Origin of the sequence: Streptomyces sp. NPDC047130, from assembly GCF_040643475.1 — a bacterium.
In the GTDB taxonomy this organism is placed as follows: Bacteria; Actinomycetota; Actinomycetes; order Streptomycetales; family Streptomycetaceae; genus Streptomyces.
In genome coordinates this window covers 185,854-212,737 of sequence record NZ_JBEYUK010000004.1, presented here as the reverse complement: position 1 = coordinate 212,737, position 26,884 = coordinate 185,854, and the positions used below count along the sequence as shown (strand labels likewise).

The window sequence follows — 26,884 nt, the reverse complement described above, 5'->3', positions numbered from 1 at the left end:
GCCACCTGGCGCTCACCCTATGCGCCCCCGGCCCCGGTCCAGGGCCCGCCTCCCGGATTTCCCCGGGTTACGGGTGCCGGGAGGAGCGCCCGGCCGGACCGGGCGGCGGCGCCTCACCTGCCGGACGGTCCGGGCAGCCACCGCGGCGAGGGTCCCGGCCGCCACCGTGGCCGCGATGACCGGGCGCCAGGGGAACGGGGCCTCCCGGGCCGCGGCGGGGCCGGAGGCGCCGTGGGCGGGGGCGGCGGCGGGGCGGATCCGGAAGCGGTACGGGTCCTGCGACCTGCCGACCCACTCACCGTCGGCGCCGCCCGCTCCGGACCGCCGCACCACCACCGCCTCCGCCGTGACCTCGTTCGCCGCCGCGTCCGGGGCGACCGACAGCAGCACCCGCACCCGGACCGTCTCGCCGGCGCGCACCGTGAAGCCGTCGAAGTCCCCCTTCCTCGCGCGCCGCTCGTCGCCGAACACCCCCACCAGCTCGGCACGGTCCGTGCCCTCGAAGTCGACCGCCCGCGGCCGCTCCCCGTCGAAGAAGAACAGCGCCGCCTGGGAGGGCAGCAGCGACCGCCGCTCGTCGGTGAGCACCACCACCGGGTGCAGCCCGGCACACGCCCGCGCGGACCGGTTCGTCAGCTCCAGCACCCACGCCTCGGGCACTCCGCCCGCCCGGAAGGCGTCCGGGCCCCGCAGCCGCGCCACCACCGGGAACCCCCGCCGCCCCTTTCCCACCCCCTCGCAACTCCGCTCCTGCGCGGCCGGCACGGCCGGCACGGCCGGGGCCGCCGGGGCCGCCGAGGCCGCCGGGGCCGCCGGGGCCGCCGGGGCCCAGCCTGCCGCCGGGGCCACGGCCGCGGCGGCGAGCACCACGGCGGCCGCGCTCCGTCGACACCGTCGCAGGCACCCGCGCATGTCCCGAGGACTTCCCCGGGCTCCGCCCGCGACCCCCGACACGCCGTCACGCCACCCGAACGGACGTACGGAACCCCCCGCCCGGACCAGCGGCGGAACCTTTCGTGCCAGAGTGGTCGTATGACTACTGCACCGCTGCGCGTGGCCCTGATCGGTTACGGTCTGGCCGGGTCCGTGTTCCACGCGCCGATGATCGCCGCCGCCGAGGGCCTGGTCCTCGACACCGTGGTCACCTCCAACCCCGAGCGCGCCGCCCAGGCCCGCGGCGAGTACCCCGACGTGCGGATCGCCGCCTCGGCCGACGAGCTGTGGCCGCGCGCCGGCGAGCTGGACCTGGTCGTCGTCGCCTCCCCGAACCGCACGCACGTCCCGCTGGCCACCGAGGCCCTGCGCCGGGGCCTTCACGTGGTGGTGGACAAGCCGGTCGCCGGCACCGCAGCCGAGGCCCGCGAGCTGGCCGCGCTGGCCGAGGAGCGGGGCCTGCTGCTCTCCGTGTTCCAGAACCGCCGCTGGGACGGCGACTTCCTCACCCTCCGCAAGCTGCTGGACGAGGGCGCGCTCGGCGAGGTCCAGCGGTTCGAGTCCCGTTTCGAGCGCTGGCGTCCGCAGCCGAAGGGCGGCTGGCGCGAGTCCGCCGACCCGGCGGAGCTCGGTGGGCTCCTGTACGACCTCGGCAGCCACGTCGTCGACCAGGCGCTGCACCTCTTCGGTCCGGCCGTGGCCGTCTACGCGGAGGTCGACACCCGGCGTCCCGCCGCGACGATCGACGACGACGTGTTCATCGCCGTCACCCACGCGAACGGTGTCCGCTCCCACCTGTACGCCTCGGCGACCACCGCCCAGCTCGGCCCCCGCTTCCGGGTGCTGGGCTCGAAGGCGGGTTACGTGAAGTACGGGCTGGACCCGCAGGAGAACGCCCTGCGCGCGGGCCTGCGTCCGGCCTCGGAGGGCGAGCGCTGGGGGCAGGAGCCCGAGGACATGTGGGGCGCGGTCGGCGCGGGCGAGTCCCCGCTGACCGGAGGCGGGCGGCCGGTGCCCACGCTGGCCGGTGACTACCCGTCGTACTACCGGGCGGTGGCCGCGGCGGTGACGGGCGGCGGGGCGAACCCGGTGACCGCGCTGGAGGCGGCGGACGCGCTGGCGGTGCTGGAGGCGGCCGCGCGGTCCGCGCGTGACGGGGGGACGGTGAAGCCGGCATGAGCAGGGTGATCCCGGAGATCTCCCCGACCGTCGAGGAGCTCGAGGCGCAGGAGCGGCGGCTGGTGCTGCCGCGGTTCGGCAACGAGGACGCGTGGGAGCTGGGTTCGCTGCTGGTGGCGATGGCGCGGGAGCGGCAGGCGCCGGTCGCGATCGACATCCACCGGGCGGGGCAGCAGTTGTTCCACGCCGCGCTGGAGGGGTCCGCGCCGGAGAACGACGCGTGGATCGACCGGAAGCGGCGGGTCGTGATGCGGTACGGGCACGCGTCCTTCCTGGTCGGTACGCGGTTCCGGGCGAAGGGGCGGAGCTTCGAGGAGTCCTCGCGGCTGGACCCCGACGTCTACGCGGCGCACGGGGGGTCGTTCCCCCTCCGGGTCGACGGGGTCGGCGTCATCGGCGCGGTGACGGTGTCCGGGCTTCCCCAGGCGGAGGATCACGCGTTGGTGGTCGAGGCCCTGGAGCGCTTCCTGGGCCTCACCACGGACTGACCTGGGCGCCCCTGGGCGCCCCCGTCGGGGCGGGTCAGGTCGGGTGGAGCTGGACCGGGCCGGGCTGGTCAGGTCGGGTGGGGCTGAACCGGGCCGGGCTGGTCAGGTCGGGTGGGGCTGAACCGGGCCGGGCTGGTCTGGTCGGGTGGGGCTGGGCCGGGCCGGTGGGGGCGACGGGGCAGAGGGGCGGGGCCTGGCCGCGGGTCGTCTGGACGTCGCCCAGGGTGACCGCGGCGGTCAGGACCATGCCCGCCGCCGCGGCCGCCGCCGCGGTGACCACGGCCGACCATCGCCGCCACCGCAGCTCCGCCGCCACCGCTCCCGCCGTCTCCGCCGCCGCGTACGGCGCCCCGGCCTCCGCCCCGCCCGCGCCCCCGGGGCCCGGTCCGCGCCCCGCCGCGGCATGGGCCCCGGGTGCGGCCCCCGGCGGGAAGTGAAGCCCGGGGTCGGCTCCTGCCGCGGCCTGGGCCCCAAGCCCGCCTCCCGGCGCGAAGTGGGCCCCGGGCCCGCCCCCTGGTGCGGAGCGGGTCTCGGGCCCGGCCCCCGGCGCGGGGTGGATGCCGAGCTCGGACCCGGGTGGGGGCCAGTGCTCGGGCTCGTGTGCTGTCACGGTTCGTGCCTCGTCGCCTGCCGGGTACCGCGCCTCGGGCCGGGGCTGTTGCGCGGAAGCCGCCGCGGACCGGGCTTCGGCCTCGGCCGGAAGCCGGCGTTCAGGACCGATTCCGGCGGAGGGGGCCTCGGCGCCTGCCGCGGAGCGACGTCCGGGTCCGGCTCCCGCCGCGGGTCGAGGCTCGGGCGACGTCGCGGGCCGGTGTCCCGACTCGAACCCCTCAGAGGGCCGCGTCCCGAGGCCGGCTCGCGACGGGGAGCGGGAATCGGGTGCGGCTTCGGCCGCGGAGTGGGCGTCGGCCCCTGCCGCGGAGCGGTGTTCAGCCTCGAACCCCGCCGCGAGCCAAGGCGCCGGAAGTGTCCCGTACCCGGGCTCGCCTTCAGCCCCCGACACTGGCCGGGAGCCGGGCTGGCCCCCTGCCGAGGGCTGCGGCCCCGACTCGGAGCCCGCAGAGAACCGGTCCCCTGACTCGACCCCCGACGCGAACCGGGAGTCGGGTTCGGCCCCGGCCGCAGGGTGACGTTCGGGCTCGGCCCCCGCCGCGAACCAGGGCTCGCCGGCCGTCCCGGTCCGAGCCGGGAACCCCGCCCCGGACCAAGCCTCACGCACCGCCCCGGACCAAGGCTCGGGTGCCACCCCAGACCGAGGCTCACCACGCACCGCCCCGGGTTGGGGCTCGCGCGCCGCCCCGGACCAAGGCTCGGGAGCCGCCCCGGGCCGGGGCTGAGGCACCGCCCCGGGGGCAGCCGAGGCGGGCCGCCGGGGCTCCGGGGCCGTCCCGGTGGCGGGCGGGCGTGGCGGAGCTCCGGTGGGGGCCGGCTGCCCCGTGGCGGTGGGGGCGCCACGCGCCGCCGCGTGCAGTTCCAGCGCCTCGGTCAGCTCGCTCTCGCGTCGGCCGAGCACCTCGTGCAGCGCCCGGATGACGTCCGGCCGGGCCACCGTCGGCCGGGTCCGGTGCAGGTAGCGGGAGAGCATCTCCTGGCTGGTCCTGACCCCCCGCTCCCCCAGCCGGCGCGCCAGCGAGGACTGCGTGGCACGGCCCGGGTCCTCCTGCCACCAACTCCTCAGCAGCGCCGCCAGCTTCAGCCGCGCCTCGGCACCGCCCTTCGCCAACTCCCCGCGCCCCCGGCCCAAGTCCTCACGCATGTTGATGCGCCTCCCCCACGGCCCCTTGCATGACCGCTGGTCGGCCGCGTGCATAGGAACCGTTTTATGCATGAATCAACTGACCTGCCGGAAGTATAGAACTCGCCGGAATTGCCGGGGCAGTGTTGAGACGTCCAAGCCACCCGGTCGAGCGTCATCGGCCGGGGAAACCACCGTCGCCCGCGATCCACGACGCGACCGCGACGGCAGTCGAAAGGACCCGCACCCGTGCGCAACGCCACCGAGCAGCTCGCCCCGGCCACCGAGGCCGCCCCGTCCCGCACGCCGGCCCGTCGCCGCAGGGGAGCCGTGGCCGCCCTCCTCGCCACGGCCCTGGCCGGCGGCCTGATGGCCTTCTCCCCGGTCGCCTCCGCCGCCCCGGCCGCGGGCGACGCCGTCACCTCGTCGTCCCGGCCCGGCGACCGTCTCAGCGACCGCGAGGCGGACCGCATCCTCGACCGCGCGGGTGTGCGCCGCGTCTCGCCCGGCGACTGCCGCAACCCCAACCGTTCGCGCTGCACCAGTTACGACGGCATCCAGGAGGACACCGTCCGCGGCCTGGTGCGGCTGAAGCGCGACAGCCGCTGTCAGGTGGTCGTGGTCAACGGCACCGAGGTGGGCAACGACCGCTTCGGCCGGGGCCGGTACACCCACGCCAACGGCCACAAGGTCGACCTGCGCGAGAACCGCTGTCTGATCCGCCACATCCGCGACACCGCGGAGCGCGTCCGCGGGGCCCGCGGCGAGGTCGTCTACCGCGACAGCTTCCGGGGCCGCCCGTACGTCCAGTACGACCTGGAGCGCGGTGTCCTGGACGTCACCTACTTCTGACGTCCGCCGAACGGCAGGCGCCCGGACCCGACCCGGGTACGGCTCCCCGCCCGGGCGCCTGCTCCGCACCTCCATTCCGCGTCTCCATGCCCACGTCACCCGGCGGTTCCCCGCGACCGCCGGGTGACGTGTGCCCGGGGTGCCGCGGCCCGCGCGCCGTGACGCTGCCGACACCGTGCCCCCGCTCCCCCCGCCGCGTCGGACCCCGGCGCTACCGTGAGGACATGCGCCCCGACATGCCTGCAGAGAACGCCGTCGACCACACCGAAGAAGCGGCCCGCCTGGAGCGCGCCGCCGGTCTCTACCCGGAGGACGCCGAAGCGCTGCTGCTGCGTGCCGCCGCACACCACGAGCTGGCCGGGGACCGGTCCGCGGCCACCGCCCTCTACGACCGGCTGCTCGTCCGGCCCGGCGCCCTGGACGACCCGCACCTGGTGCGCGCCCTGAAGGCGTCCAACCTGTGGCGGTACGACCACGTCGCGGAGGCCAGGGCGATCATCGACGGCGTGCGCGCGGCGGCGCCGCGGACGCCGGAGCCGTGGGTGATCGTCGCGGAGGCCCTCGAGTCCCACGACGAACTCGCCGCCGCGGAGGAGACGTTCAGCGAGGGAGCGCGTCTGCTGATCGGGGACGCGCAGGATCCCTCGTCCGCCACCCGCCCGCTGCTCTACGGCCGGCACCGGGTGCGCCGCATGCTGGGAGCGGACCACGACGCCTGGGACTCGCTGGCCGACCGCCTGCACGACGGCTCGTCCGCGGTCCGCCTGGACGAGCTCCACGACCCCAAGCGGGTCTGGTCCCTCGGCTCCTCCGACCCGGGCGAGCTCGCCGCGGAGATCGCCCGGCTCCGCGCCGAACTGGGCGCGTTCCGCCGGGAGATCTCGCGCCCGTTCCCGGTCGCCGTCCTCCACTGGCCGGAGCAGGAGCTGACCGAACTCCTCGCCGCCTACCCGGAGTTGTCGCAGGAGTACCCGTCGCACGCCGCGCACGTGGCCTCCATAGAGGCCAGCCTCCGGGAACTCGCCGCCTCCGGCACCCCCAACCTGGGCATCGTCTCCGGCACCGTCCCCTCCTACGAGGCCTTCGCCGCCTCCGAACAGGGCTCCCCCGGCGACGCCACGCTCCTCCCCCAGTACGCCACCACCCTGGCCGCCCGCGGCCGCGCCCTCCCCTGGCCCCCGGAACCGACCGCCCCCTGCTGGTGCGGCTCGGCCCGCGCGTACGGGGAGTGCCACGGGCCGAAGTCGTAACAGAACCTCAACACTCACAGGACTGTCACACAATATTCACACGGCTAGAGTTTCTCCCCTCGCTTCACCCGCATCACCGAGGGGGGATTCCTCATGCGCAAGTCCACCGTGGGCGCGGCCCTGCTGGCCGCCGTCTCCACCGCCGCCCTGGGCGTTCTGACCGCCGCCCCGGCGCAGGCCGCCGAGTACAGCTCCGCGCTCAAGATCCGTGGCGTCCAGTACGACGCCCCGGGCACCGACCGCAACAGCTGCACGTCGGGCAACACCGACGAGGAGTACCTGACGCTGAAGAACTACTCGAAGACCGCGACAATCAACCTCAAGGGGTACGTCGTGGAGGACGCGGCCGGCAACTCGTTCACCTTCACCGCGAGCCACTCCCTGCAGCCCGGGGACTACATCCGCCTGCGCGGCGGCAACGGCGCCGACTCGGACGCCAAGAACGTCGTCTACCGGGACAACTGCAACTTCATGTGGAACAACGACAAGGACACGATCTACCTGTACAAGCCGTCCGGTCCCCGCTCGGACGTCCACGGCTACACCAGGTCCGCCGACGGCGACCGCAACGGGTACATCACGTTCCACAGCTGACCGCCGGACGGTTCCGCACGTCACGTCACGCACGGGCGCGCTCCCGAGGGGCGCGCCCGTCCGCGTGTCAGGGGACGACCCGCAGTTGCTGGGGCCAGCCGAGGGTGTCGAGGCGGGTGAAGAGGTCCTTGATGTCGTCCGGGCGGAGTTTCACGGAGCCGTCGGAGCGGTAGTCGGAGTCGCCGTCCCAGCGGCGGGGTTCGGTGTCGCCCTGGGTGCCGTCGCGGTGCATCTCGGAGTGGACGAACAGGTCGGTGCGGGTGACGGTGGAGCGGGAGCACCGCAGGTTGCCGAGCTGGATGCCGTACCCGCGGACCTTGGCGCCCTTGAACCGCCGGTCCTTGAGCACGATCCGCCACGCGCCGTCGGGCAGCCAGCCCCGGCCGGCCGCGCAGTCGTCCACGCTGCCGTCGCCGGATCCGGCCCGGTAGCGGGCCTGGCGTTCGCCGTCGCGGTGGAGGGTGAGGGTGGACCGGCTCGGGTCGGCCGGGTTCTTGTCGAAGACCAGGGTCACCTCGGGCCGTGCCGAGGCTCCTGCGGGCGCCTCGGCCGTCCCCGCCACCACGGCGGCCACGGCCACCACCCCGCACATCCCGCGCGACCACCGCGTCCACCGCGTCCACCGCGCCCGTCCTGTCGCCCGCGTCCCCGTCGCCACCGCGCTCCCGCCTTTCGCCTTCGGCTTCCCACCGGCCGGTCCGTCCGTCCGGCCGTCCGGCCATCCGTCCGGCCGTCCGTCCGCAGCATCGGCGGTGCGCGGCCGGCGGGGGAAGCAAGGCCGGGGCGGGCCACCCGGACGGCAGGAGCACGGTCCCGTCGCACGCCCCGCGCGCGGGCGGTGAGCGCCCCGGGCGGGCCGCGGGCTCAGCCGTGCCGGGCCTGTGACCGCGGGTTGGCCCGGACCGCGGGGCGCCTGCCCCGTCGCGCTCTTCCGAGCACCGCCCCGGCGGCGAGTCCGGCGGTCAGACGCAGAAACATCCCTCGTGTCATCGGCACACACCTCCCGCGAGAAGGCCCTTCCGGATCACCGGGCCGTTCTCGCAGGATCAGCAGAGATCACCGCCGGCGGCAGCGCCCGCACCGCCGATTCACCCGGTCGGCCGGAGCCCGCCTCCGCCGCACGCCCGACCGGTCCCGGTGTCCCGCCGTCGCACGGGCCGTGCGTTCCGGCTCAACGGGCACTCCCCGGCTGCGTGTTCGCGCCGGGGGAAGCGGGACCGCCCCGGTGGCGCGGCGCGGCCGTCCCGAGCCACCGCGCGGGAGTGAGCGGGGCGCGGGAGAGGGGCGCGTCGCCTCGGCGGGTGCGCCCTCTGCTGCGTCCGATGGGTGAACGAAGGGTGCGACACGGGGCGGGTGGCGGTCGACGGGGGCCGTCGGCTGGTGCCATGGGGGCACCGGACGCGATCACCCGCCCGACCGTTCCGCGTCCGGGGTCCGATCTCTGAGGAGGAACCATGCGCGTTCGCCGCGCCACCGCCACCGTTCTGGCCGCCTTCGCCCTCGTCGCCGGCCTCGGCGCCGGGACCGCCGTCGCCGCCGGCGACGACGACTCGCCGAACCTGTTCTCCGGCACCCTGTGGACCTCCGAGGAGGGCAACTACGGGACCGCCAACGCCGGTCGCGTCGACTGACGACTCCCGCGCGACGTCCTGGCCGCGCTGGGTCACGTCCACTCCGCTCCGCACCCCCGCAGGTTCCGCGTCCGACGACGCGTCCGCCTCGGGGGTGCGGCGCGTCGCGGTCCGGACGCCCGCATCGCACCGGCCCGAGGGGGACGCGGCACGGCACGACAGGGCACGGAGGACCGAGCACGGTGACAGCGGACGCATGGGGGAAAGGAACGAGCGGTGGATGAGAGAGCGACGGCCACGCTGCAGTGGGCGCGCCTGGTCGAGGCCAGCCACACCGCCACCCTCGAGCAGCTCCCGAAGATGGTCGCCCGGTACGCGGAGGCCGCCGGGCTGTTCGACACGACGGTGTACATCGCGGACATCCGCGAGAGCACGCTGCGCCAGCTGACGGGCGAGGGCCCGGACGCGGGCGACGGCGGGGAGCGGTTCAACGTCCAGGGCAGCCTGCCCGGTCAGGCGTTCCAGCGCGTCGACATCGTCCCGGAACGCCTCGCCCCGCCCGTCTCGGGCCGGCAGCGCTGGTGGGTGCCGGTCACCGACGGGGTGGAGCGGCTGGGGGTGCTGCGCGCGGACACCGACACGGCGGGCGAGCCGATCCGGCAGATGTTGCGCGACCTGGCGTCGGTGACGGCCCTGGTCCTGCTCAGCAAGCGTTCCTACAGCGACTCCTACGCGCGGCTCACCCGCAACGAGCCGATGAACGTCGCGGCGGAGATGCAGTGGAACCTCACGCCGCCCCCGGCCTTCGCCGGTCACGAGGTGACCGTGAGCGCGACCATGGAGCCCGCCTACCACGTGGGCGGGGACGCCTTCGACTACGCGGTGGCCGACAGCACGCTGTACCTGAGCATCTTCGACGCGATGGGCCACGACACCACGGCCGGCATCACCGCCAACGTCGCGGTGGCCGCCTGCCGCAACGCCCGCCGCCAGGGCGCCTCGCTCACCGAGACCAGCCGGCACGTGGAGAGGACGCTGGTGCGGGAGTTCAGCACCAGCCGGTACGTCACGGGCATCATGGCCGAGCTCCGGATGGACACCGGCCGGCTGACCTGGATCAACCGCGGCCACCATCTGCCGATCCTGCTGCGCGGCAACCGGTGGATCACGGAACTGTCCTGCCCTCCGGCCGGCCCCCTCGGCACCGACCTCGGGCTTCCGCTGCGGGAGTGCACCGAGCAGCTGGAGCCGGGCGACCGCCTGCTGCTCTACACCGACGGCATCGTGGAGGCCCGCGACTCCCGTGGCGTTGAGTTCGGGCGGGAGCGGTTCGTCGACTTCGTCCTGCGCCACCACTCGGGCGGCCTGGCCGTGCACGAGACGCTGCGGCGCCTGATGGCGGCGGTGCTGGAGCACCACGACGGGGAGCTCGCGGACGACGCCACCGTGCTGCTGACCGAGTGGCGCGGCGGTTACCAGTCGCTGCTGACCCCCTGACCGCGGGGCGGACGGGGGACCGGCGGAGCGGACGCCTGACCGGCGGAGCGGACGCCTGACCGGCGGGGCCGGCGGCGTCACCCGTTCCGCCCATCGCGGATGCCGCCGTCCGGGGACGGCACGAGGATGGAGCCACCCTCGGCCCCTTCCCAGGAAGCGAGAGTGCCCATGACCCCCACCTCCTCCGGCACGTCCTCCCGGCCGCCGCGCCGCATACGCCTGTCGGCCCGCCGTGCCACCGTGATCACCGCCGCGACCCTGACGGTCGGAGCGACCGCCGCCGCGCTGTGGCCCTCCCAGTCGGCCGTGGCCGCCGCCGGCACCGCCCCGGCCTGCGTGAAGCGGTACGTGAACCCGACCCACGAGGGGTTCGACGTCCACCTCACCAACGACTGCTCGAAGACGGTGCGGGTCCGCGTCGTCGTCGACAACGCCGGGGACAGTCCCTGCTACACGCTGAACCCGAGGGCGTCGGTGATCTACACCCACGAGTCGATCACCGGCAGCTACGAGCGCACCGTCACCTGCTGAGGGGACGGTCCCCGGGCGGTCCCCCGGACGGCCCCACGGGAGTGCGCGGGCCAGCGGTCGCTGGTGGACTCGTCACGTCGGCCCCGCGCCACCGGGTCAGAGCCGAGCGGGGCCGACAACCGACACCGACGGCCGACGGCCGACGACCAGGGCACGGGCAGCCATGACTTCCCCACGCCCCGACCCTCCCCCCGCTTTTTCCCGGCCGATGCGGAAGGCCTGGTCCATTTCCGCGACGGCCGGTCATCGGGCGCGGCGCGGCATGGCGTGGCGTGGCGTGGCGTGAAATCGACGTTATCGGCCGGCTCCGGGTGGCGGCGGAACGAGGTGGCGGCGGAAAAGGATCAAAGGATCACTCGATCGCCGCCGCCTCTCCTTGCCTTTTCCTTACCTTTCCCCGGCCGCCCTTTCCCCGTTTTCCGCCCCGCCGCGATTTCCGGCACGCGAGACCCCCGGCTCCCGCGCAACGCGGAGGCCGGGGGCGGCGCGCACCTCGGGTGCGTCAGGAGGTCGAGGTGGAGGCCTTCTCCGTCCGGGACTGCCCGGGCACGAGGGCCCCGGCGGCCGGCTCGGCGTCCTCCGCCACGACGGGCTCCGGCGGCACGTACCCCTTGAACGCCTCCGGCTTGATCACGCCGGCGTTCACCCGCGCTCCGGGGTCCAGTTCGGCCATGACCCGGTTGAAGTCCTTGGTGGAGAGCCAGAACTTGTACATGATCACGAGCTCGAAGGCCATCATCAGCGCCGCCGCGACGGCCGTGGTCCACAGCAGCTGCCCGATCAGCGGGCCCACGATGAAGACGAACATCTGGAACTCGATGCCGCTGACCAGGTGCGGCCTGACCCGCCGCTCGAGGAGCGCGGTGCGGACCCGGGTGTACCAGGGGAACTTGGAGCGGAACTCGGTGTGCAGGTCGATGACCTGGCGGTCGGGGGTGAGCGCCCCGGCGCGCAGCTCCTCGGCGCGGGCCTCGGCCTCGTCGTTCGAGTCGTTCTCGCCCTCGCTCTCGCTCTCGCGGAGCAGGTCCTCCATGAAGACGACGCCCGACTCCGGGTCGCCGGAGGTGGCCGCCGGGCGGCCGTCCGCCTCCAGCTCGGCGGCAGCGGCGGCGCGGCGGGCCCGCACGGCCTTCTTGATGCGACCTCGCATGCCGGCGCGCATCTTGTAGATCTGCAGGGCGTCCAGGTACCGCAGGCTGTCCAGGAAGACGATCACCAGGCCGGCGAGGAGGTACACGCCCTCACCGGTGCGCACGTACTGACCGCCCATCAGGCCGAGGGCGCAGCACAGCACGCGGACGCGGTCGAAGACGTAGTCCAGCCAGCCGCCGAACAGCGAGCCGTTGCCCTTGAGGCGGGCCAGCTTCCCGTCGACGCAGTCCAGCACGAAGCTGAAGTGGTAGATCACCGCGCCGATGACCAGGGACAGCGGGTCGCCCGCCCAGAAGAACCCGGCGGACACCAGACCGAAGACCAGAGCCGCCCAGGTCACGCCGTTGGGCGTGACGAACCGGAACTTCGCGAGCACCAGCAGCAGCCGGGTCGCCAGCGGGTCGACGAGAAACACCGTCCACCAGGCGTCCCGCTTCTTACAGGTCAGATGCTGCACGGCTTTCAGCGAAAGTTGACTCATGGCTCCTCGTCACAGGGACGCGTCTCCGATTGGCTGCTCGCGCCGTCGGTGAACCCCCGACGACCGCCCCACTCGCTCCGGCGGTACCAAGATCACGCCCATGGGGGGAATTCGGACTGTAGCAATCACTCACCCTTACGACGCGCGAACTTCACCTTCCGTTCGGGCGTCGTTTGTCACAGCACTTCGCGTACAACCTTGTGCCCTCTCAACCGTCCTTGTAGCTGAATGTCGCGGTCCGCTTCTTCTTTCGGTCGATGCCGGAAGTGCCGGTGATTGCGCATGCCGCCGCGGGATCACCGAGGTTCCGCGCGCCGCCGCCACGCACGCTGCCGCCGCGGTTCCGCCGCGGCGGCGCGAGCGCCGTGTCCGGTCAGTGACTGCCGGCGAGTTCGCCGCTGAGCCTGCCGTGGAGGTGGGCGCTCGGGGTGTTGAGCCCGGTGATCTCCACGCTCTTGCCCCGCCGGGCGTACTTGGTCGCGATCGCGTCCAGCGCGGCCACCGAGGACGCGTCCCAGATGTGCGCGGCGGACAGGTCGATCACGATCCTCGCGGGGTCGCCGGCGTAGTCGAACCGGCCGACCAGGTCGTTGGAGGAGGCGAAGAAGAGGGCGCCGGTGACCCGGTAGACGACCGTGCCGCCGTCGGGGTCGGTGACGGCGGTGACCTCGGCCAGGTGGGCCACCCGCTTCGCGAAGATCACCATGGCGGTGACCGAGCCGACGACCACGCCGACGGCCAGGTTGTGGGTCACCACGACGCAGACCACGGTGATCGCCATGACGGCGATCTCCCCGGCCGGCATCCGGCGCAGCGTCCTCGGGGCCACCGAGTGCCAGTCGAAGGTCGCGAACGACACCATGACCATCACGGCGACCAGCGCCGCCATGGGGATGTCCTGGACGACCGGCCCGAAGACGATGCACAGCACCATCAGGAACACGCCCGCGAGGAAGGTCGACACCCGGGTGCGGGCGCCGGACACCTTCACGTTGATCATCGTCTGGCCGATCATGGCGCAGCCGCCCATGCCGCCGAAGAAGCCGGTCACGATGTTGGCCACGCCCTGTCCGACGGACTCGCGGGTCTTGTCGGAGCGGCTGTCGGTGAGGTCGTCGACCAGCTTCGCCGTCATCAGGGACTCCATCAGCCCGACCAGCGCCATCGCGAACGCGTACGGGGTGACGGTCGTCAGGGTGTCCAGGGTGAACGGCACGTCCGGCAGGCCCGGCGTGGGCAGCGCCGAGGGCAGGGCGCCCTTGTCGCCGACGGTGGGCACGGCGATGCCCGCCGCCAGCGTGATCACGGTCAGGACGACGATCGACACGAGCGGCGCGGGGACCACGGTCGTGATCCTCGGGAAGAGCACCATCAGCGCGAGCCCGGCGGCGATCAGCGGATACACGGCCCAGGGGACGTCCCGCATCTCGGGTACCTGGGCCATGAAGATCAGGATGGCGAGCGCGTTGACGAAGCCGACCATCACCGAGCGGGGGATGAAGCGCATCAGCTTCGCGACCCCGAGCACGCCGAGGACCACCTGGAAGACGCCGGCGAGGATGACGGCGGCGATCAGGTACCCGAGGCCGTGCTCACGGTTGAGGGGGGCGATGACGAGGGCGACGGCGCCGGTGGCGGCGGAGATCATCGCCCGGCGGCCGCCGACGACCGCGATGGTGACGGCCATGGTGAACGAGGCGAAGAGGCCGAGCGCGGGGTCGACGCCCGCGATGATCGAGAAGGAGATCGCCTCCGGGATCAGCGCGAGAGCGACGACCAGTCCGGCCAGGATCTCGGTGCGCCAGACCTTCGGGTCCGACCACCAGTCGGGCTTCAGGCCGCGCAGGCGGGCGGCGACCGGGGACACGGCGACAGCGGGAGAGGACAAGGGGGTACCTGTCGTGGTCGGGCACGGCCCGGCGGGGCGGTGCGGGGTGAGGGGGTTCTCGGGTGCGACGGCCGGGGCCGCACCGGGGCGGGTGGCCGGGGACGGGCTCGACCGGGGCCGGCAGAGGCATCACCGGGAGCGAGGCCGGGACGGGACCGGGCAAGGTCCGCGCGCGTGCCGGAGCCGGAGGCGGAGACGGAGGCTGCGGGAGCGGCGGGGCGGCCGGGTTCCGGTCCTGCCCGCGGTCCCGCGGTCCCGCGAGGGCCCGGGAGCGCGCTCCGCGGGTCACGTCCGGGGCGGGAGCGTCACGGCGGGCAGGGGGCGGCGGGAGTCATGGGCTCGCGCACGCGTCTCTCCTGCGAGAATCGGAACTTCGCCGGGGGCGCCATCGGCCCCGGCACGGTAACGGCGGGCGACTGCCCGCCGCCCGGCCGAGGGCAACTCTACCCTGACGTTAGGGTAGAGATGGGCGTCCGCGTCCGCCCCGGCGGTCGGGACCGCACACGAGGACGAACGCCGGAGGACGACCAGCGTGGACGGCAAGCACATGCAGATCGGCGAGGTCGCCGCGCGCACGGAGCTGTCCCTGCGCACCATCCGCCACTACGAGGAGACCGGCCTGGTCGTCCCCTCCGCCCGCTCGCAGGGCGGGTTCCGGCTCTACACGGAGACCGACGTCGCACGTCTGCTGGTGATCCGGCGGATGAAGCCGCTGGGGTTCACCCTGGAGCAGATGCGGGACCTGCTGGACGCCACCGACCGGCTGGACGCCGGCACCGGGCTCGGCGCCGGGGAACGCGAGGCCCTGCTGGAGCGGGTCCGCGCCTACCGGCGGGCCGCGGACGAGCAGGTGGAGAAGCTGCGCGTCCAGCTCGCCCGCGCCGAGGACTTCGCCGCCACCCTGACCGCCCGCCTGGACGACGACCCCGCGGCGGACGGCCGGGGCGCTGACGGGGGCGCCACCGTGGACCCTGACACCGACGGCCGGGACGCGGACGGACGCGGCGCACGCGGCGCACAGGGCGGCCGGGCGTGACCGGGGCGGCCTCGTACACGGTGTGGCACGGTGACACACCGGTCGGCGAGCTGCGGGACGTGAGCAGCGACCAGCCGTGGGTGCACGGCCGGTTCACGCCCGGCGCCGGATGGGAGCCGCTCGCTCCCCTCTTCGCCGCCGTGGAGGAGTGGGCACGGCAGGGGTTCCCGGAGCACCTGGTGTCGGCCCTGGCCGCCGTCCGGGACCTGGAACTGGAGCTGCGGCCGGTGGCGGGCGGGCCGGCGATCCGGCCGTGGATGATCCACATCGCCGACGGGCAGGCCCGCTTCCGGGAGTGACCGGGTGCCGGGCCTGCCGTGGCGGGTCCTACGGGTGCATCACGATCTTCCCCACGTGTCCCCGCTTGGCGAGCTCCTCCTGCGCCTCGGCGGCCTGTTCCAGGGGGAACACCGCGGCGATCAACGGCTGGACGGTCCCCTTCCGCGCCATCTCCATCAGCGCGTCGAAGTACCGGGGCGTGTGCATCGCGGAGCCGACGACCTGCGCGTTGTGCAGGTACAGGCGCCGCACGTCGAAGTCGACGTCGTACCCGCCGAGGGCCCCGGCCACCACCCAGCGGCCCCCTTCGCGCAGCAGCGGCAGCCCGTCACTCAGCAGGTCCCCGGCGACGACGTCCAGCGCGACGTCCACGCCCTCGGGAGCCACCGCGCGCGTCTGCTCGGTGATGTCCCGCCCCCGGTCGACCACCTCGTGCGCCCCCGCCTTGCGCACCGCGGCCATCTTGGACCCGCTGCTGACGGCCAGCACCCGTGCCCCGCGCGCCCGCGCGATCTGCACCAGCGCGATCCCGACCCCGCCGGACGCCCCGGACACCAGGACGGTCTCCCCCTCCCGCAGCCGCCCCCGCTCGACCATGCCCAGCGCCGTGCCGTAGGCGGTCGGCAGCGCGGCCAGCTGGTCGTCGGTGAGCGGCGAGCCGGTCACGTCGTGGACGCGCTCCGCCTTCGCGGTCACGTACTCCGCGTAGCCGCCGTCCCGTTCGCTGCCCATCAGGCCCACCGGGTTCGCGTCCGGGCCGTCGGTGTCGTAGATCGCCGGGTCCACCACCACGCGGCGTCCCACCAGGCCGTCGTCCACGCCCGCGCCGACCGCCGCCACCCGTCCGGCCACGTCGGCGCCCTGGATGCGGGGGAAGTCGATCGGGCCTCGCCAGCCCGACAGCGCCTTCGGATCCCCCGGGCGGCCGTAGGCGCCGTCCCGCGTCCAGATGTCGGTGTTGTTCAGGGCCACCGCGGCGACCTGGACCAGCACCTCCCCGGGCCCCGGCGCCGGCACGGGCACCTCCGCCGGCTCGAGCACCTCCGGCCCGCCGTGCGTCGTGAGCCGCACCGCGCGCATCGTCCCGGGCACACCCATGACAGAACCCCTCGCCCTTCCACTACCGCCGTACCGTTCCGGACCCGTCGCCCTCCGCGTACCGCGCCACCACGAGCGGAAACTCCGGCCGCGGCCGCCCACCGCCGAAATCGCCTTGCCGCGCGCACCGTCACGTCCGCACACTCACGGTCGGGCGACACGGGCCCCCGGGAGGGACACGGATGGACGAACGCACCCTGGTGCTCAACCAGCTGGCCCAGGGCCATCGCCCGTTTCCCGAGGGCATGGCGTGGTTCGAGGGGCAGACGGAGGAGGAGCAGGCGCGCACCCTGCGCGCGCTCGGCCTGTTCTGCCGGCAGGCGCACGCCACCCGGGAGGAGGCCGCGGAGGCCATCCGGCTCTCGGGACTCCGGCCGACCTGCACGCCGTGCGTGCTGCTCGCCCGCGGGGACGTCGACCGGCAGGTCTCGACGATCGGCGGGCTGCGGCCCCGGCACGAGCGGCTTCGAGCGTTCCGCCTGCTGGTCCACCTCCTGGCCGTCGCGGACGCGCGGCGGCGGGAGCGGCACTGCGCCGACGGATGCGGTCACGAGTGGCACCATCTGCCGCCCCGCCCTGACGCCGCTCCGCAGGAGGCGCGATGAGGCACCTGGCCGTGCGGTACCGGGTCGGGAGCGTCGCGGACGCGGGCCGGGCATGACCGGAGCCGAGGGTGGGCGGTCGGGTCGTCCCTCGCGTCCCGTGGAGACGAGCGAGCTGGACCACCTGCGGGAGATCGAGCGCCTCGCCGGTCAGGTCGTCGAGGCCGCGGTGGCCGAGGGGCGGCTCGACTTCGACGACGGCGCAGGCGCAGGCGAGGGCGCAGGCGAGGGCGGGGGCGGAGGCGGAGGTGGGGGCGGCACAGCGCTGGGGCGGAGCCTCCGCAGGCCGGCGCGGGCCCGTCGCCACCACCACTTCGAGGGCGACGGCTGCCTGGAGGAGGACCGCCCCCTCGTGCGGCTGGTCGGGGCCTGCGTGCTGAGGCCCGCGGTGATGCCCGCCGGCGTGGACGAGCCGTACGACGAGGTGTGCGCACGGCTCGGGGCGGAGCCCCGGCCGGAGGGCTGGGCGCTGTGGAACACCTGGGGCGACGAGGGCGTGAAGGTGACCCTGGTGGTGTCCGCGGTGGCGACGACGGAGGGCCTGATCGCCAACTGGTCGCGCGGGAGGGAGGTCGATCCGGTGGCCCCGCTGCCGTCCCAGGTCGCCCTCGTCCGCCGTGGCTGGATCGGACCGGTGGCGTTCTCTCCCCGTGCCGTGCGTCAACTCGGCGTCGGCGGACGGCCCCTCCCCCAGGCCCCGGGGGACTGAGGGCCACGCCCCGGTACGCCGGCGAACCGCTCCCCCGGCGCGGTCGCGCCGGGGGAGCCGTCGGGCGCCGGACGGCCGGGTCAGCGGCTGCCGAGGAGGGTGCGCCAGGTGTTCGGGCCGATCACGCCGTCGGCCGCCAGGCGGTGGTTCTTCTGGAAGGCGAGCGTCGCCGACCGGGTCTTCGTCCCGAACGAACCGTCCACGCTCAGACCGTGGTTGTAGACGTTCAGCTGGATCTGCGCGGCCTTCACCGCCGACCCGGTGGAGCCGGACTTCACCGTCCTGATCAGCTTGGCCCAGGTGTTGGGGCCGATCACCCCGTCCGCGGCGAGCGCGCGGGACCTCTGGAACGCGACCACCGCGGAACGGGTCTTCGGCCCGAAGCTGCCGTCGACGTCGAGCTGGTGGCCGGACGCCTTCAGCAGGTACTGGGCGGACCGCACGTCCGCGCCCTGGGAGCCGCTCTTCAGGACGGGCCACGAGACGCCGGGGGCGGGCGCCGGGGCCGAGCCGCCACCGCTGCCGTCGCCGAACTTCACCGGGCGGTACGGGTCGTAGTCGTCCTGGCCGATGCCGTAGGAGAGGATCCGGTGGGTGGTGCCGTAGGTGCCGCGCTGCTCGTAGGCCCAGTAGGCGGTCTTCGCGTAGTTGGCCCACTTCTCGAAGATCACCACGTGGCGGAAGTCGGCGCCCGGGCGGTCGTTGTAGTCGATCAGCAGGTCGCCCTTCTTGAGCTGGCCGACGCTGCCGAGCCGCTGGGTCGCGCTGCGGGTGGTCGCCAGGCCCACGGTGTTCAGGCCGGGCTTGCCGAGCGACAGGGCCATGGAGACGTAGCCGGAGCAGTCCCGGCGGTAGCCGCCCCAGGTGCCGCTCATGCTGTAGGGCACCGGCTTGCCGTTGTTTGCCGTGAGCCAGGTCCTGGCCCGGGCGATCATCTGGTCGCGGGTGATGGTCGACGCGGCCATGGTCTCGATGCCGTCGGTCCGGGTGACGAGCGAGCCGTCCGCCTCGGGCTCGCCGCCGTAGTTCACGTCCTGGGCGGCGACCACCTGGAGGTCCGCCGCGTCGTCGTCCTGCGCCGGCCCGAAGGCGAAGGCGGCGGCCGCGACTCCGGCGGCGGCGACGCCTGCCACGGCGATCCGCGCACGGCGGGTGAGCTGGGTGCGAAGAGACATGGGTTCTCCCGGAAGCTCTGGGTCGAGGCAGGCCGCAAGGGGCCGGCCGGCCAGGGATGGGGCGTGCTTTGGGTGTGGGACGGGTCGTGGGTGTGGTGCGGTGCCTGTGCGTCGGGGGCCGTCCGTGGCCCTCGACGCCCCACACCATGGCGTGGCCGAGGGGCCCGGGCCCAGCGATGTGGCGAAGCCGCACCAGGCGGTGACAAGGCCCCGACATCGTCGGGGAGTGTGACCCTCCGTGTCACAGCGACGACGGCGACCGAACGTTTCCGAGGGGACGGGTGAACGCGCAGGTGACACGGGGGACGCGGTGGGGCGTCGGCCGGTGACCGCCGGTTCGCGGGCGCGTCCGGGGAGGAGGTGCCGTTACCGAACCGGGAACGCGGGAGCGACAAGGCGGGGGCGGTCCTCCCCGGGAGGGGTCGGGGGCGGGGGCCAGGAGGTGTGGGAGATGCGGGAGGGCCGGAGGCTCAGGCGGCCGGGGCCGGCAGCGGGCGAGCCTCCGCGGAGGGCGCGGCCTCGCGCGTGCGCCACCACCGGCGCGACGCCAGCCCGGCCGGCAGCGCCCCCGTGGCGTTGACCAGCACGTCGTCCACCGAGGACACCCGGTCGAGGCGCAGCACGTACTGCGCGACCTCCACCAGCGCCGAGCAGCCCGCCCCGAGCGCCAGGATCCTCGGCGCGGACGCCGCCGCCGCGAACCGTATCGGGGCGAAGAAGCCGAGCGCCGCGAAGATCACCAGGTTGCCGGCGATCCCCAGCGGCCCCATCACGACCAGGTCCCGCAGCGGCACCAGGCTCACCCGGCCGGACACCAGGCCGGCCGCCTCGCCCGGCATCATCGTCAGCCACACCAGCGGAACGGTGCCGTGGACCATGCCCACCTCGGCGAGCGACATCCGCCACGCCGACACCGCCCCGGCCGCCCGCCGCCGCCACGCGAGCACCCACGCCACCAGCAGCGAGAGCGGCACCGTGACCAGCGTCATCAGCACCACGCCGTTGAACGTGTCGCCGCACCCGTGCCACTGCCCGGCCAGGCACCGGGGGGCGGCCATCAGGAGCATCCGGTGCGGGAGGAGGAGCAGCAGGGCCGCCGTGCCGAGGACCGCCAGGACGACGAGCAGGAACCGACGGGTGCGGCGGGGCGGTGCGGGCGGGGGCGCGGTCCGGTTCACGGCCCTCATTCAAGAGCGGCGGGCGTCGTGCCCGCGTAAGTGGTCCCGCGATGCCACGGGCCGATGTCACGGGCCGATGTCACGGGCACGCGCCATGATGGGGCATGCGCCCGGACGACTGGCACCCCGACCCCACCCCCGGCCTCGACACCGCCTCCGACACCGGCCCTGGCACCGGCTCGGGCTCCGGCCTCAGCTCGGGCCCCGGCTCCGGCCTCAGCTCGGGCTCCGACACCGGCCTCAGCTCGGGCTCCGACACCGGCTCCGGCCTCCGCCTCGAACTCACCGAGGACGTCGACGCCTTCCTCTCCCGAGCGGGGGCCTTCCTCCGCTCACGCCCCGGCCGGCACGTCCTGCAGCTCACCTGGGCCGAGCGGGTCCGCACCCGTGGGCCACGGTCGTCCGGCCCCGAACGACCGGTCTTCGGCACGCTGGAGGAGGACGGCGAGGTCCGCGGCACCCTGTACCGCCTCCCGCCCCGCGCCCTGGGCCTCTCCCCGCTGACCCCCGAGCAGGCCGACGCCCTGGCCGCCCGCCTGGCCGGCCTCCGCCACGACCTGTCACGGGTCAGCGCGGACCACGACACCGCCACCGCCTTCGCGGAGGCCTGGCAACGGCACACCGGCACGTCCGCCGCCCTCCGGGAGACCCGGCTGTGCCTCTACGCCCTCGACGACCTCGCCGACCTCACCCCTCCGCTGCCGTCTCCGCCGGGCCGCGCCCGCGTCCTGGGCGAGGACGACCTCGACGAGGCGATCCGCTGGTGCGCCGCGTTCGCCCGTGCCGTCGGCGAGACCGGCACCGTGGACGCCGAGTCCTGGCCCACCACCCGGTACGCCGACAAGCGCTACACCCTCTGGGAGACCCCCGACGGCACGCCCGTCTCGGTCGCCGGCAGGAACCCGCTGATCGGCGGCCAGGTCCAGGTCGACGTCGTCCACACCCCCGCCCACCTCCGCGGTCGCGGCTACGCCGCCGCCGTCACCGCCGAGGTGACCCGGGCGGCCCTGGCCGCGGGCGCGCGGGACGTCGTCCTCTTCGCGGACCTCGCCAACCCGACCAGCAACGCCCTGTACCAGCGCCTCGGTTACCGCCCGCTGACCACCTGGGCGGTCTACGACTTCTCCTGACCCTGCCCCCGGGCGACGGCGGCCGAGGTGCGGGCGAACCAGCTCCGCGCCTCCTCGTCCGTGAGGACGCGGGTCAGCTCGGCGCTGCCCGGCAGGTTGGGGAAGAACCGGTCGGCGTTCCAACTGCGCGCGTACAGCGGCTCGTCCAGCACCAGCAGGCGGCGGCCCTCCACCACGGGTATGTCGTCGGGCAGGCCCTCGTTCCAGATCCGCCCGCCGTCGGGCGCGAGGAGTTCGAAGGCTCCCGTCGCGACCGTGTCCGTGCGCCCCTGGGCGGGCGCGGGGTCCGTGGCCAGGCGGACGCTCTCCGCCGAGGGGGCGACGCCGGGGACGTGGCCGCCGCCGACGAGCACGTGGGCGAGCAGCGTGTGCAGCTGGAAGTTGTCCCCGATGCCGCCGATCCGCACCTCGAACGCCTTGCCGCTGGGCCGGTGGAGCACGATCACGGGCTCGTCGTCCAGCACCGCGAGCGCGTAGGCCAGGCACTTGAGGTCGTGCGCCTCCAGCGCCGCCACCTCCTGGCACAGGGGCAGCAGTGCGGCCCTGTGCCGGCGCCGGACCTCCGCGTCGCCCAGCAGCACGGCCAGCGCGGGCGGCTGCCAGTTCTCCACGGAGCACCAGGCCAGCGCCAGCCTCAGCGCCTCGTACTCGTCGTCGCCGCCGACGCGGGCCAGGAGCGCCTCGTCGATCGACTCCTCGTCCGGCTCCGGCAGTTCGGCCCCGGCGCCCTGGGCCGCCCTCCAGCGGGCGGCGAACTCCAGCGCGTCGGCCAGGTCCCGCCGCACGGCGTCGAGGACGGGGCCGGCGCAGGCCCGCGGGTCGGCGCCGCGCTCGACGCAGTACCCGGCCGCGTGGGCCAGGTACGGGCGGGGCCCGACGGGCGGGAAGTCCGGCAGCAGCGCCGCCAACCGCGGTCCCGCCGCCACCAGTTCACCGTCCGGCGCCTCCGGCAGCCCCTGCATCACGGCGCCGAAGGCCCGTTCGGTGCGCTCCCCGTCACGTGCGGCGACGGCCTGCTCCAACTCGTCGACCAGGGCGCCGAGTCCGGCGGCCTTCTTTCTCCTGAAGATCACCGGCACACCCTAGGCGCCCGCTCCGACACCCACCGCCCGGGCCCTGCGCCGGTGCACCGCGCGGGCGGTTCGTCGCCCTACGGCAGCTCGACGACCTTGCCGTTCTCGTCGAGGGTGCGGGTCTGCCAGTACTCGTCCCACTTGTCGCCGACCTTCTGCGGCACCTTGCCCTCCGGGTACCGCACCATGCCCTCCGGCGGCTCCTCGCCGTCCGCGACGCACGCGCTGCCGGTGTTGTTCACCGCCAGCACCGGGTACTCGCCCTTGCTGCAGATGTCCTCCTCGTACCCCCACCCGGAGCAGCCGCTCAGCACCGCCACGGCCGCCGCGACGCCCACGAGGGCGGCGACGGCCCCCCGGCCACGTCCTCCGGTGGTCCCGCCCGTGCTCCTCCGCCCGACGCGCACGCCCATGTCCGTCCCCCGCTTCTCGGCCCGGGCGGCCGGCCCCCTGCTGGAGCCGGCTCGTCCGCCCGTTCGCCACGCCTCAACTCTCGCCGCCCGCACGGCCGCAGCACTGAGTACGCGTACTCGCCCGCGGCCGCTCGCGTACTCATCACCGCACGGGCCGTCCCCCGGCGTGAGGTGCCCGGGCGGCTACCCCCTCGGGAGTGGGTAGCGTTCGCGCATGACGTCGACGCCGCACCGGTTCCCGCCGCACCCGATCCGCGGCGTGGAGGTCCTGCACGTGAAGCAGAACTGCGCGCCTCACTTCGCCCTGGTCGAGGTGGACTTCGAGCCCGCGTCCGAGGGCTTCGCCTTCGAGGTGGACACGGAGCCGACGGTGGACGACGAACCCGCTGCGCCTCTGTCATGCCTCCTCGCGGCTGCCGCCCAGGGGATCGAGGACGAGCTGCGCATGCCGGAGCACGGGCTCGAGATCGCCGCGAGGGTGGTGCTGCGACGCGTCCGCGCCAACTACGCCTCCCACGAGACGGCCTTCAGGATCGCCGGGCACCTCGCCGCCCGTAAGGCGCTGGCAGGCGCGCGGCTCCCGAGCCGGGACGGCAGCCGTCCGCCCGTCGCCGGGGAGGCGACGGCCTCCGCGACGGCCGGGAGCCACGGTCGCCGCCATCCCGGCGCGCGGGCGGACACGGCGCCCGACTGCCCGTCGTGCGGCCAGGTGATGACCTCCGACGGCATGCTCCTCGCGTTCCGGGAGGACGACGGGAAGCGCGTCTGCCGCGTCCTGTGGCGATGTGGGGACGGGCATCAGTGGAGGGGCTGGAGCGATCGTCCGGACGAGGCCCTGGAGCCCTCCCCTCCCCGTCCGCGCCACGGCGCCTGACCGCGGGGCGGGCAACGGTCGCGGGCGTCGTCGCCGTACTGTGCGCGCTGGGGGCCGCAGGCCTCCTGCGGTGGCTCGGTCGGACCGAGTCCTGGAGCGTGGCGGCACCGGCGGCCACGGGCACGGCCAAGATGGCGGTACTCGGACCGGCGGGCCCGGTCGGCGCGCCGTGGTGGCTGCGGAAGCGTCGCGACCGGTCGGGCGGCTCCGCGGAACAGCTCTCGCGCGTACCGGATCGGAGCCGGCTCCGCAGCCGGTTCCACAGCCGGTTCCGCAGCCGGTTCCGTCCCTGTGGTCCGCCTGCCGTCCGCGATCCTCTGCCGCGGGCTCCCCAGGGTGCCGCGGGCCTCCGCAGGGCGCCTCAGGGCGCCCCATGGCTTCTCAGGGCGCCAGGACGCCTCAACCCCCTGCGCCGGGCCCCGTGGGCGTGGCCACGGGATCGGCGCCGTCCAGGACGGCCTGCTCGCGCGGGGTGAGGACGGGTCCGCCCAGCTTGGGAACCCGCGGGCCGCGCAGGGCGGCCACGACCATGCCCGGCGTGACGAGATGGCCCGCCGGCTCCTCGAGCATCATCACGTCGGTGAAGCGCTGCACCACGTCGTGGTTGCCGATGGCCGCGTTCATCAGGGCGTTGACGTACCAGCTCGCCGCCCGGTCGGCGGCGCCGGGCGGGGCCGGCGCCTCCACACCGGTGAAGAAGATGTCCTGGCCCGTGGCCAGGGTCCACGCCGCCGACGCCTCCCGCGCGACGGCCTTCCGCGCCCTCTTCGCGAAGTCCCGGTGGCGGAGCCCGGTCTCGGCCGCGACCCGGCCCACGGCCAGGGCGCTGCGGGCGGCGGACGACATGCCGTGGCCGTAGACCGGGTTGCAGGCGGTGGCCGCGTCCCCGACGGCGAGGAAGCCGGCGGGCAGACGCGCCTTGTCGTAGTGCCGGCGGACGTTCGGGGTGGAGCGGGACAGGGTGACGTCGCCGACCGGCTCCGCGCGTCGCAGGAGGTCGGCCGCGACCGGGTGCCGGAGGGTCCGGGCGAAGTCCTCGAAGGCGGCGGCGTCGCCGGTCGGATGGTGGCCGCGGGTGCCGGAGAGGCTGACGAACCACTCGCCGGTCTCCACGGGCACGATGGTGCCGATGCCGCCGGGTCTCCCGTTCGACGGGTCGGCCTGCAGGCTGACGATCGGCCAGTCCCGTTCTGCGCCGGCGGGCGCCCTGTACCGGCGGCTGGCGTAGACGACACCGGCGTCGACGCGGGTCTCGGCCACCTCCGGCACTCCGAGCGCCCGGAGGAGGGCGCCGCCCACCGCGGCGCGTCCCGTCGCGTCGACGATCAGGTCCGCCTCCAGGGCCTCCGTCCCCCCGTCGTGGTCCCGGACCTCGACGCCGCGCACGCCGCGCCGGTCGCCGAGCAGCCGGACGGGGGTGCAGGCCGGCCGGAGCGTGACGTGGGGGTGGAGGCGGGTGAGCTGCTGCCGGACGGCCCAGTCCATGAGGTCACGGCCGGCGCCGATCGCGTAGTGGCGGGGGTGCTCGTCGTGCCAGCGCCGGAACCAGCCCGACGGCGAGAACGACAGCATGCCCTGAGGTATGGGTATGCGGTGCGCGCCGTGCTCGTGCCAGAGGTCGTGGATGCCCGGCAGCAGCGCCTCCATGGCCCGGGCGCCCCCCGACCACAGGACGTGGGCGTGACGAGCCTGGGGCAGTCCGCGGCGCGGCAGCGGGGTGTCCGGCAGGACGTCGCGGTCGATGACCGTGATCCGCCCGGAGTGGGGCGCGAGCGCCGCGGCGGTGAGCGTGCCGGCCAGACTCCCCCCGATGACCACTGCATGGGCGGATGAACGCGGATCGTGCATCGTGTCTCTTCCTGAGGAAGGCCCCGCCCTGGCGGGGGCGGGGCCGGCAGAACGGCGGGGGTACGGCCGTGCGGCGGTGCGGCGGTGCGGCGGTCTCAAGGGCGTCCGGCACGTCCGGTACTCGGGGCGGGGGCGGGTGTCCGGGGCGGCGGCCCGGAAGCAGAGGGCGTCGCCTGTCGCTCCTGGTGCAGCCGGGCGAAGTGCTCGCCGACCGCCGCCAGGTCCTCGGCTCCTTGGCCGAGCACGGTCCTGAGGTCGAGCGGCCCGTCGGGGCGGGGGCACCGGAGGTCGCCGGGAGCGTCGATCGCACGGGAGATCATCGCGGCGGCGGCGATCCGCGAGGCGTCCTCGGGGCCGTGCCCGTCGGCGACCGCCTCCTCGTAGGCCGCCTGCCGGCGGTCCAGGTCCAGTCGGGGCTCCAGCTTGAGGAGTGCGTCCGCGATCTGCGTCTCCCGCTCGACGAGCCGGACCTCGAGGCCGGCCCGGCGGGGCAGCGGGCTCTGGTCGGCGGTGCCGGCGACCGCGTCCATCTCTCTCCAGAGGACCTCCATGCGCCGGAACTGCCCGCGGGCCCGCAGCCAGGCGGAGAGCCGTGGACCGACGAGGGGGAGGAGGAAGCCGACGGCGGCCAGTTGCGCCCCGACACTGCCGAGCGGGGGAGAGACGTAGGAGCTGAGGAAGTCCAGGTCGTGTCCGGTCCAGCGGGCGAACACCGCGACGATCTTCGCGACGCCGAAGCCGGTCGAGAAGAAGAAGCCGAGCACCAGGATGAGCAGGCTGGCCCGCAGCCAGCGGCCGGTGACCCGCCTCGACCACCGCCAGCACAGCCACGTGATGGTCGTCGAGGCGATGAGGTGGCCGGTGAGGTAGGCGACGATCATCTCGCGCATGCCCGGCGTCGTCGCGTAGTACGTGTCGAAGTCGACGAGCCGCTCCTGCGGCGCCTCACCGAGGAGGAACAGGCCGAAGATCAGGCAGGCGAGGGACAGGTAGAAGGCCTTCCAGCGCCTCGCCTGCCGCCGCACCGCCCGCAGGTCGCCGCCCCGCCAGTACAGGATCAGGGCCAGCCCCGCGTAGGAGAACAACGCGTTGCAGGCGTAGACGACGGGCGCCGAGATGTTCGGCACGCCGGTCGCGGCGTTGACCTCGTGGATGGTCGGCGGCGCGGCGAGGGCGAAGGTGACGGCGCCCAGGCCGATCAGTCCCGCTCCGTAGTGGACGTAGGGGTTGCTCCGGTGACGGACGACGGTGGTCACGCGGACGGCGAGGGTGCCGGCCAGGACGACGGTGGGGATGAAGTAGGCGTGGCCGTCCACCG

At 74.7% G+C, this 26,884-nt stretch carries 25 protein-coding genes and 1 pseudogene; 14 read left to right on the top strand and 12 right to left on the bottom strand.

Annotated features, from left to right (window positions below):
* Window positions 1-12: 12 nt before the first annotated feature.
* Window positions 13-870: a hypothetical protein gene (locus ABZ836_RS08295; RefSeq protein ID WP_361140612.1), complete on the bottom strand. Its 858-nt coding sequence runs from the start codon at window positions 868-870 to the stop codon at window positions 13-15.
* 162 nt (window positions 871-1,032) lie between these two features.
* Here ABZ836_RS08295 and ABZ836_RS08290 point away from each other — a divergent pair, with 162 nt between their 5' ends.
* Together ABZ836_RS08290 and ABZ836_RS08285 are read left to right on the top strand one after the other, a co-directional pair.
* Window positions 1,033-2,112 carry a Gfo/Idh/MocA family oxidoreductase gene (locus tag ABZ836_RS08290; RefSeq protein WP_356134398.1) on the top strand — a complete coding sequence of 360 codons (1,080 nt, stop codon included), beginning with the start codon at window positions 1,033-1,035 and terminating at the stop codon, window positions 2,110-2,112.
* A complete protein-coding gene (locus ABZ836_RS08285) occupies window positions 2,109-2,600 on the top strand; it encodes a heme-degrading domain-containing protein (protein WP_356134396.1) in 492 nt (163 codons plus the stop codon). The genes ABZ836_RS08290 and ABZ836_RS08285 overlap by 4 nt, the downstream gene beginning before the upstream one ends.
* A 34-nt stretch (window positions 2,601-2,634) precedes the next feature.
* Here ABZ836_RS08285 and ABZ836_RS08280 read toward each other — a convergent pair whose 3' ends face one another.
* Window positions 2,635-2,916 carry a hypothetical protein gene (locus ABZ836_RS08280; RefSeq protein ID WP_361140608.1) on the bottom strand — a complete coding sequence of 94 codons (282 nt, stop codon included), beginning with the start codon at window positions 2,914-2,916 and terminating at the stop codon, window positions 2,635-2,637.
* Window positions 2,917-4,584: 1,668 nt separating this feature from the next.
* Here ABZ836_RS08280 and ABZ836_RS08275 point away from each other — a divergent pair.
* The 3 genes from ABZ836_RS08275 (at window position 4,585) to ABZ836_RS08265 (ending at window position 7,031) form a co-directional block, all read left to right on the top strand.
* Window positions 4,585-5,187 carry a hypothetical protein gene (locus ABZ836_RS08275; RefSeq protein ID WP_361140605.1) on the top strand — a complete coding sequence of 201 codons (603 nt, stop codon included), beginning with the start codon at window positions 4,585-4,587 and terminating at the stop codon, window positions 5,185-5,187.
* A gap of 224 nt (window positions 5,188-5,411) precedes the next feature.
* Entirely contained in the window at window positions 5,412-6,437 is a 1,026-nt protein-coding gene (locus tag ABZ836_RS08270) for an SEC-C domain-containing protein (protein WP_356134390.1), read from the top strand.
* 93 nt (window positions 6,438-6,530) lie between these two features.
* Window positions 6,531-7,031 carry a lamin tail domain-containing protein gene (locus ABZ836_RS08265; RefSeq protein WP_356134388.1) on the top strand — a complete coding sequence of 167 codons (501 nt, stop codon included), beginning with the start codon at window positions 6,531-6,533 and terminating at the stop codon, window positions 7,029-7,031.
* A gap of 67 nt (window positions 7,032-7,098) precedes the next feature.
* On the opposite strand, the gene ABZ836_RS08260 is transcribed toward ABZ836_RS08265, so the two are convergent.
* The gene (locus ABZ836_RS08260) at window positions 7,099-7,605 is read right to left on the bottom strand and encodes a L,D-transpeptidase family protein (RefSeq protein ID WP_356134386.1); all 507 of its coding nucleotides are present in this window, start codon (window positions 7,603-7,605) and stop codon (window positions 7,099-7,101) included.
* Window positions 7,606-8,485: 880 nt separating this feature from the next.
* Here ABZ836_RS08260 and ABZ836_RS08255 point away from each other — a divergent pair.
* The 3 genes from ABZ836_RS08255 to ABZ836_RS08245 all read left to right on the top strand — a co-directional run bounded on the left by ABZ836_RS08255 (window position 8,486) and on the right by ABZ836_RS08245 (window position 10,630).
* Complete coding sequence (locus ABZ836_RS08255) at window positions 8,486-8,662, top strand: hypothetical protein (protein ID WP_361140601.1); 177 nt, start codon at window positions 8,486-8,488, stop codon at window positions 8,660-8,662.
* A 216-nt stretch (window positions 8,663-8,878) separates the two neighbouring features.
* Window positions 8,879-10,099 carry a PP2C family protein-serine/threonine phosphatase gene (locus tag ABZ836_RS08250; protein WP_361140598.1) on the top strand — a complete coding sequence of 407 codons (1,221 nt, stop codon included), beginning with the start codon at window positions 8,879-8,881 and terminating at the stop codon, window positions 10,097-10,099.
* Between the two features lie 168 nt (window positions 10,100-10,267).
* Complete coding sequence (locus tag ABZ836_RS08245; protein ID WP_361140595.1) at window positions 10,268-10,630, top strand: beta-Ig-H3/fasciclin; 363 nt, start codon at window positions 10,268-10,270, stop codon at window positions 10,628-10,630.
* A 502-nt stretch (window positions 10,631-11,132) separates the two neighbouring features.
* On the opposite strand, the gene ABZ836_RS08240 is transcribed toward ABZ836_RS08245, so the two are convergent.
* Both ABZ836_RS08240 and ABZ836_RS08235 read right to left on the bottom strand, forming a co-directional pair.
* A complete protein-coding gene (locus tag ABZ836_RS08240; protein WP_356134378.1) occupies window positions 11,133-12,263 on the bottom strand; it encodes a CDP-alcohol phosphatidyltransferase family protein in 1,131 nt (376 codons plus the stop codon).
* A 373-nt stretch (window positions 12,264-12,636) separates the two neighbouring features.
* Window positions 12,637-14,130, bottom strand: a complete 1,494-nt coding sequence (locus tag ABZ836_RS08235) for a SulP family inorganic anion transporter (RefSeq protein WP_361140869.1) — start codon at window positions 14,128-14,130, stop codon at window positions 12,637-12,639.
* A gap of 553 nt (window positions 14,131-14,683) precedes the next feature.
* On the opposite strand from ABZ836_RS08235, the pseudogene ABZ836_RS08230 reads away from it, so the two are divergent.
* Both ABZ836_RS08230 and ABZ836_RS08225 read left to right on the top strand, forming a co-directional pair.
* Window positions 14,684-15,082, top strand: a pseudogene (locus tag ABZ836_RS08230) (MerR family transcriptional regulator); the annotation flags it as partial.
* Window positions 15,083-15,183: 101 nt separating this feature from the next.
* Complete coding sequence (locus tag ABZ836_RS08225; protein ID WP_361140592.1) at window positions 15,184-15,486, top strand: hypothetical protein; 303 nt, start codon at window positions 15,184-15,186, stop codon at window positions 15,484-15,486.
* A 28-nt stretch (window positions 15,487-15,514) separates the two neighbouring features.
* Here the strand turns inward: ABZ836_RS08225 and ABZ836_RS08220 are convergent, their stop codons facing one another.
* A complete protein-coding gene (locus tag ABZ836_RS08220; RefSeq protein WP_356134375.1) occupies window positions 15,515-16,564 on the bottom strand; it encodes a zinc-binding dehydrogenase in 1,050 nt (349 codons plus the stop codon).
* A 182-nt stretch (window positions 16,565-16,746) separates the two neighbouring features.
* On the opposite strand from ABZ836_RS08220, the gene ABZ836_RS08215 reads away from it, so the two are divergent.
* Window positions 16,747-17,169 carry a DUF5958 family protein gene (locus tag ABZ836_RS08215; RefSeq protein WP_356134373.1) on the top strand — a complete coding sequence of 141 codons (423 nt, stop codon included), beginning with the start codon at window positions 16,747-16,749 and terminating at the stop codon, window positions 17,167-17,169.
* Between the two features lie 97 nt (window positions 17,170-17,266).
* Window positions 17,267-17,875, top strand: a complete 609-nt coding sequence (locus ABZ836_RS08210; protein ID WP_361140588.1) for a hypothetical protein — start codon at window positions 17,267-17,269, stop codon at window positions 17,873-17,875.
* An 80-nt stretch (window positions 17,876-17,955) separates the two neighbouring features.
* Here ABZ836_RS08210 and ABZ836_RS08205 read toward each other — a convergent pair whose 3' ends face one another.
* Both ABZ836_RS08205 and ABZ836_RS08200 read right to left on the bottom strand, forming a co-directional pair.
* Window positions 17,956-19,050, bottom strand: coding sequence for a peptidoglycan-binding protein (locus tag ABZ836_RS08205; protein ID WP_361140585.1), 1,095 nt, complete (start codon window positions 19,048-19,050; stop codon window positions 17,956-17,958).
* 470 nt (window positions 19,051-19,520) lie between these two features.
* Entirely contained in the window at window positions 19,521-20,228 is a 708-nt protein-coding gene (locus ABZ836_RS08200; protein ID WP_361140582.1) for a VanZ family protein, read from the bottom strand.
* Between the two features lie 104 nt (window positions 20,229-20,332).
* Between ABZ836_RS08200 and ABZ836_RS08195 the strand changes: the two genes are divergently transcribed.
* Complete coding sequence (locus ABZ836_RS08195; protein WP_361140579.1) at window positions 20,333-21,358, top strand: GNAT family N-acetyltransferase; 1,026 nt, start codon at window positions 20,333-20,335, stop codon at window positions 21,356-21,358.
* On the opposite strand, the gene ABZ836_RS08190 is transcribed toward ABZ836_RS08195, so the two are convergent.
* Both ABZ836_RS08190 and ABZ836_RS08185 read right to left on the bottom strand, forming a co-directional pair.
* The gene (locus ABZ836_RS08190; RefSeq protein ID WP_361140576.1) at window positions 21,343-22,431 is read right to left on the bottom strand and encodes a hypothetical protein; all 1,089 of its coding nucleotides are present in this window, start codon (window positions 22,429-22,431) and stop codon (window positions 21,343-21,345) included. The two genes, ABZ836_RS08195 and ABZ836_RS08190, sit on opposite strands and share 16 nt — an antisense overlap.
* 77 nt (window positions 22,432-22,508) lie before the next feature.
* The gene (locus ABZ836_RS08185) at window positions 22,509-22,844 is read right to left on the bottom strand and encodes a hypothetical protein (protein WP_361140574.1); all 336 of its coding nucleotides are present in this window, start codon (window positions 22,842-22,844) and stop codon (window positions 22,509-22,511) included.
* Between the two features lie 214 nt (window positions 22,845-23,058).
* Here ABZ836_RS08185 and ABZ836_RS08180 point away from each other — a divergent pair, with 214 nt between their 5' ends.
* Window positions 23,059-23,718 carry a hypothetical protein gene (locus tag ABZ836_RS08180; protein WP_361140571.1) on the top strand — a complete coding sequence of 220 codons (660 nt, stop codon included), beginning with the start codon at window positions 23,059-23,061 and terminating at the stop codon, window positions 23,716-23,718.
* A gap of 399 nt (window positions 23,719-24,117) precedes the next feature.
* Here the strand turns inward: ABZ836_RS08180 and ABZ836_RS08175 are convergent, their stop codons facing one another.
* Both ABZ836_RS08175 and ABZ836_RS08170 read right to left on the bottom strand, forming a co-directional pair.
* Complete coding sequence (locus ABZ836_RS08175) at window positions 24,118-25,566, bottom strand: FAD-dependent monooxygenase (protein WP_361140568.1); 1,449 nt, start codon at window positions 25,564-25,566, stop codon at window positions 24,118-24,120.
* Window positions 25,567-25,661: 95 nt separating this feature from the next.
* Window positions 25,662-26,882: an MAB_1171c family putative transporter gene (locus ABZ836_RS08170; protein WP_356134355.1), complete on the bottom strand. Its 1,221-nt coding sequence runs from the start codon at window positions 26,880-26,882 to the stop codon at window positions 25,662-25,664.
* Between the last annotated feature and the right edge of the window lie 2 nt (window positions 26,883-26,884).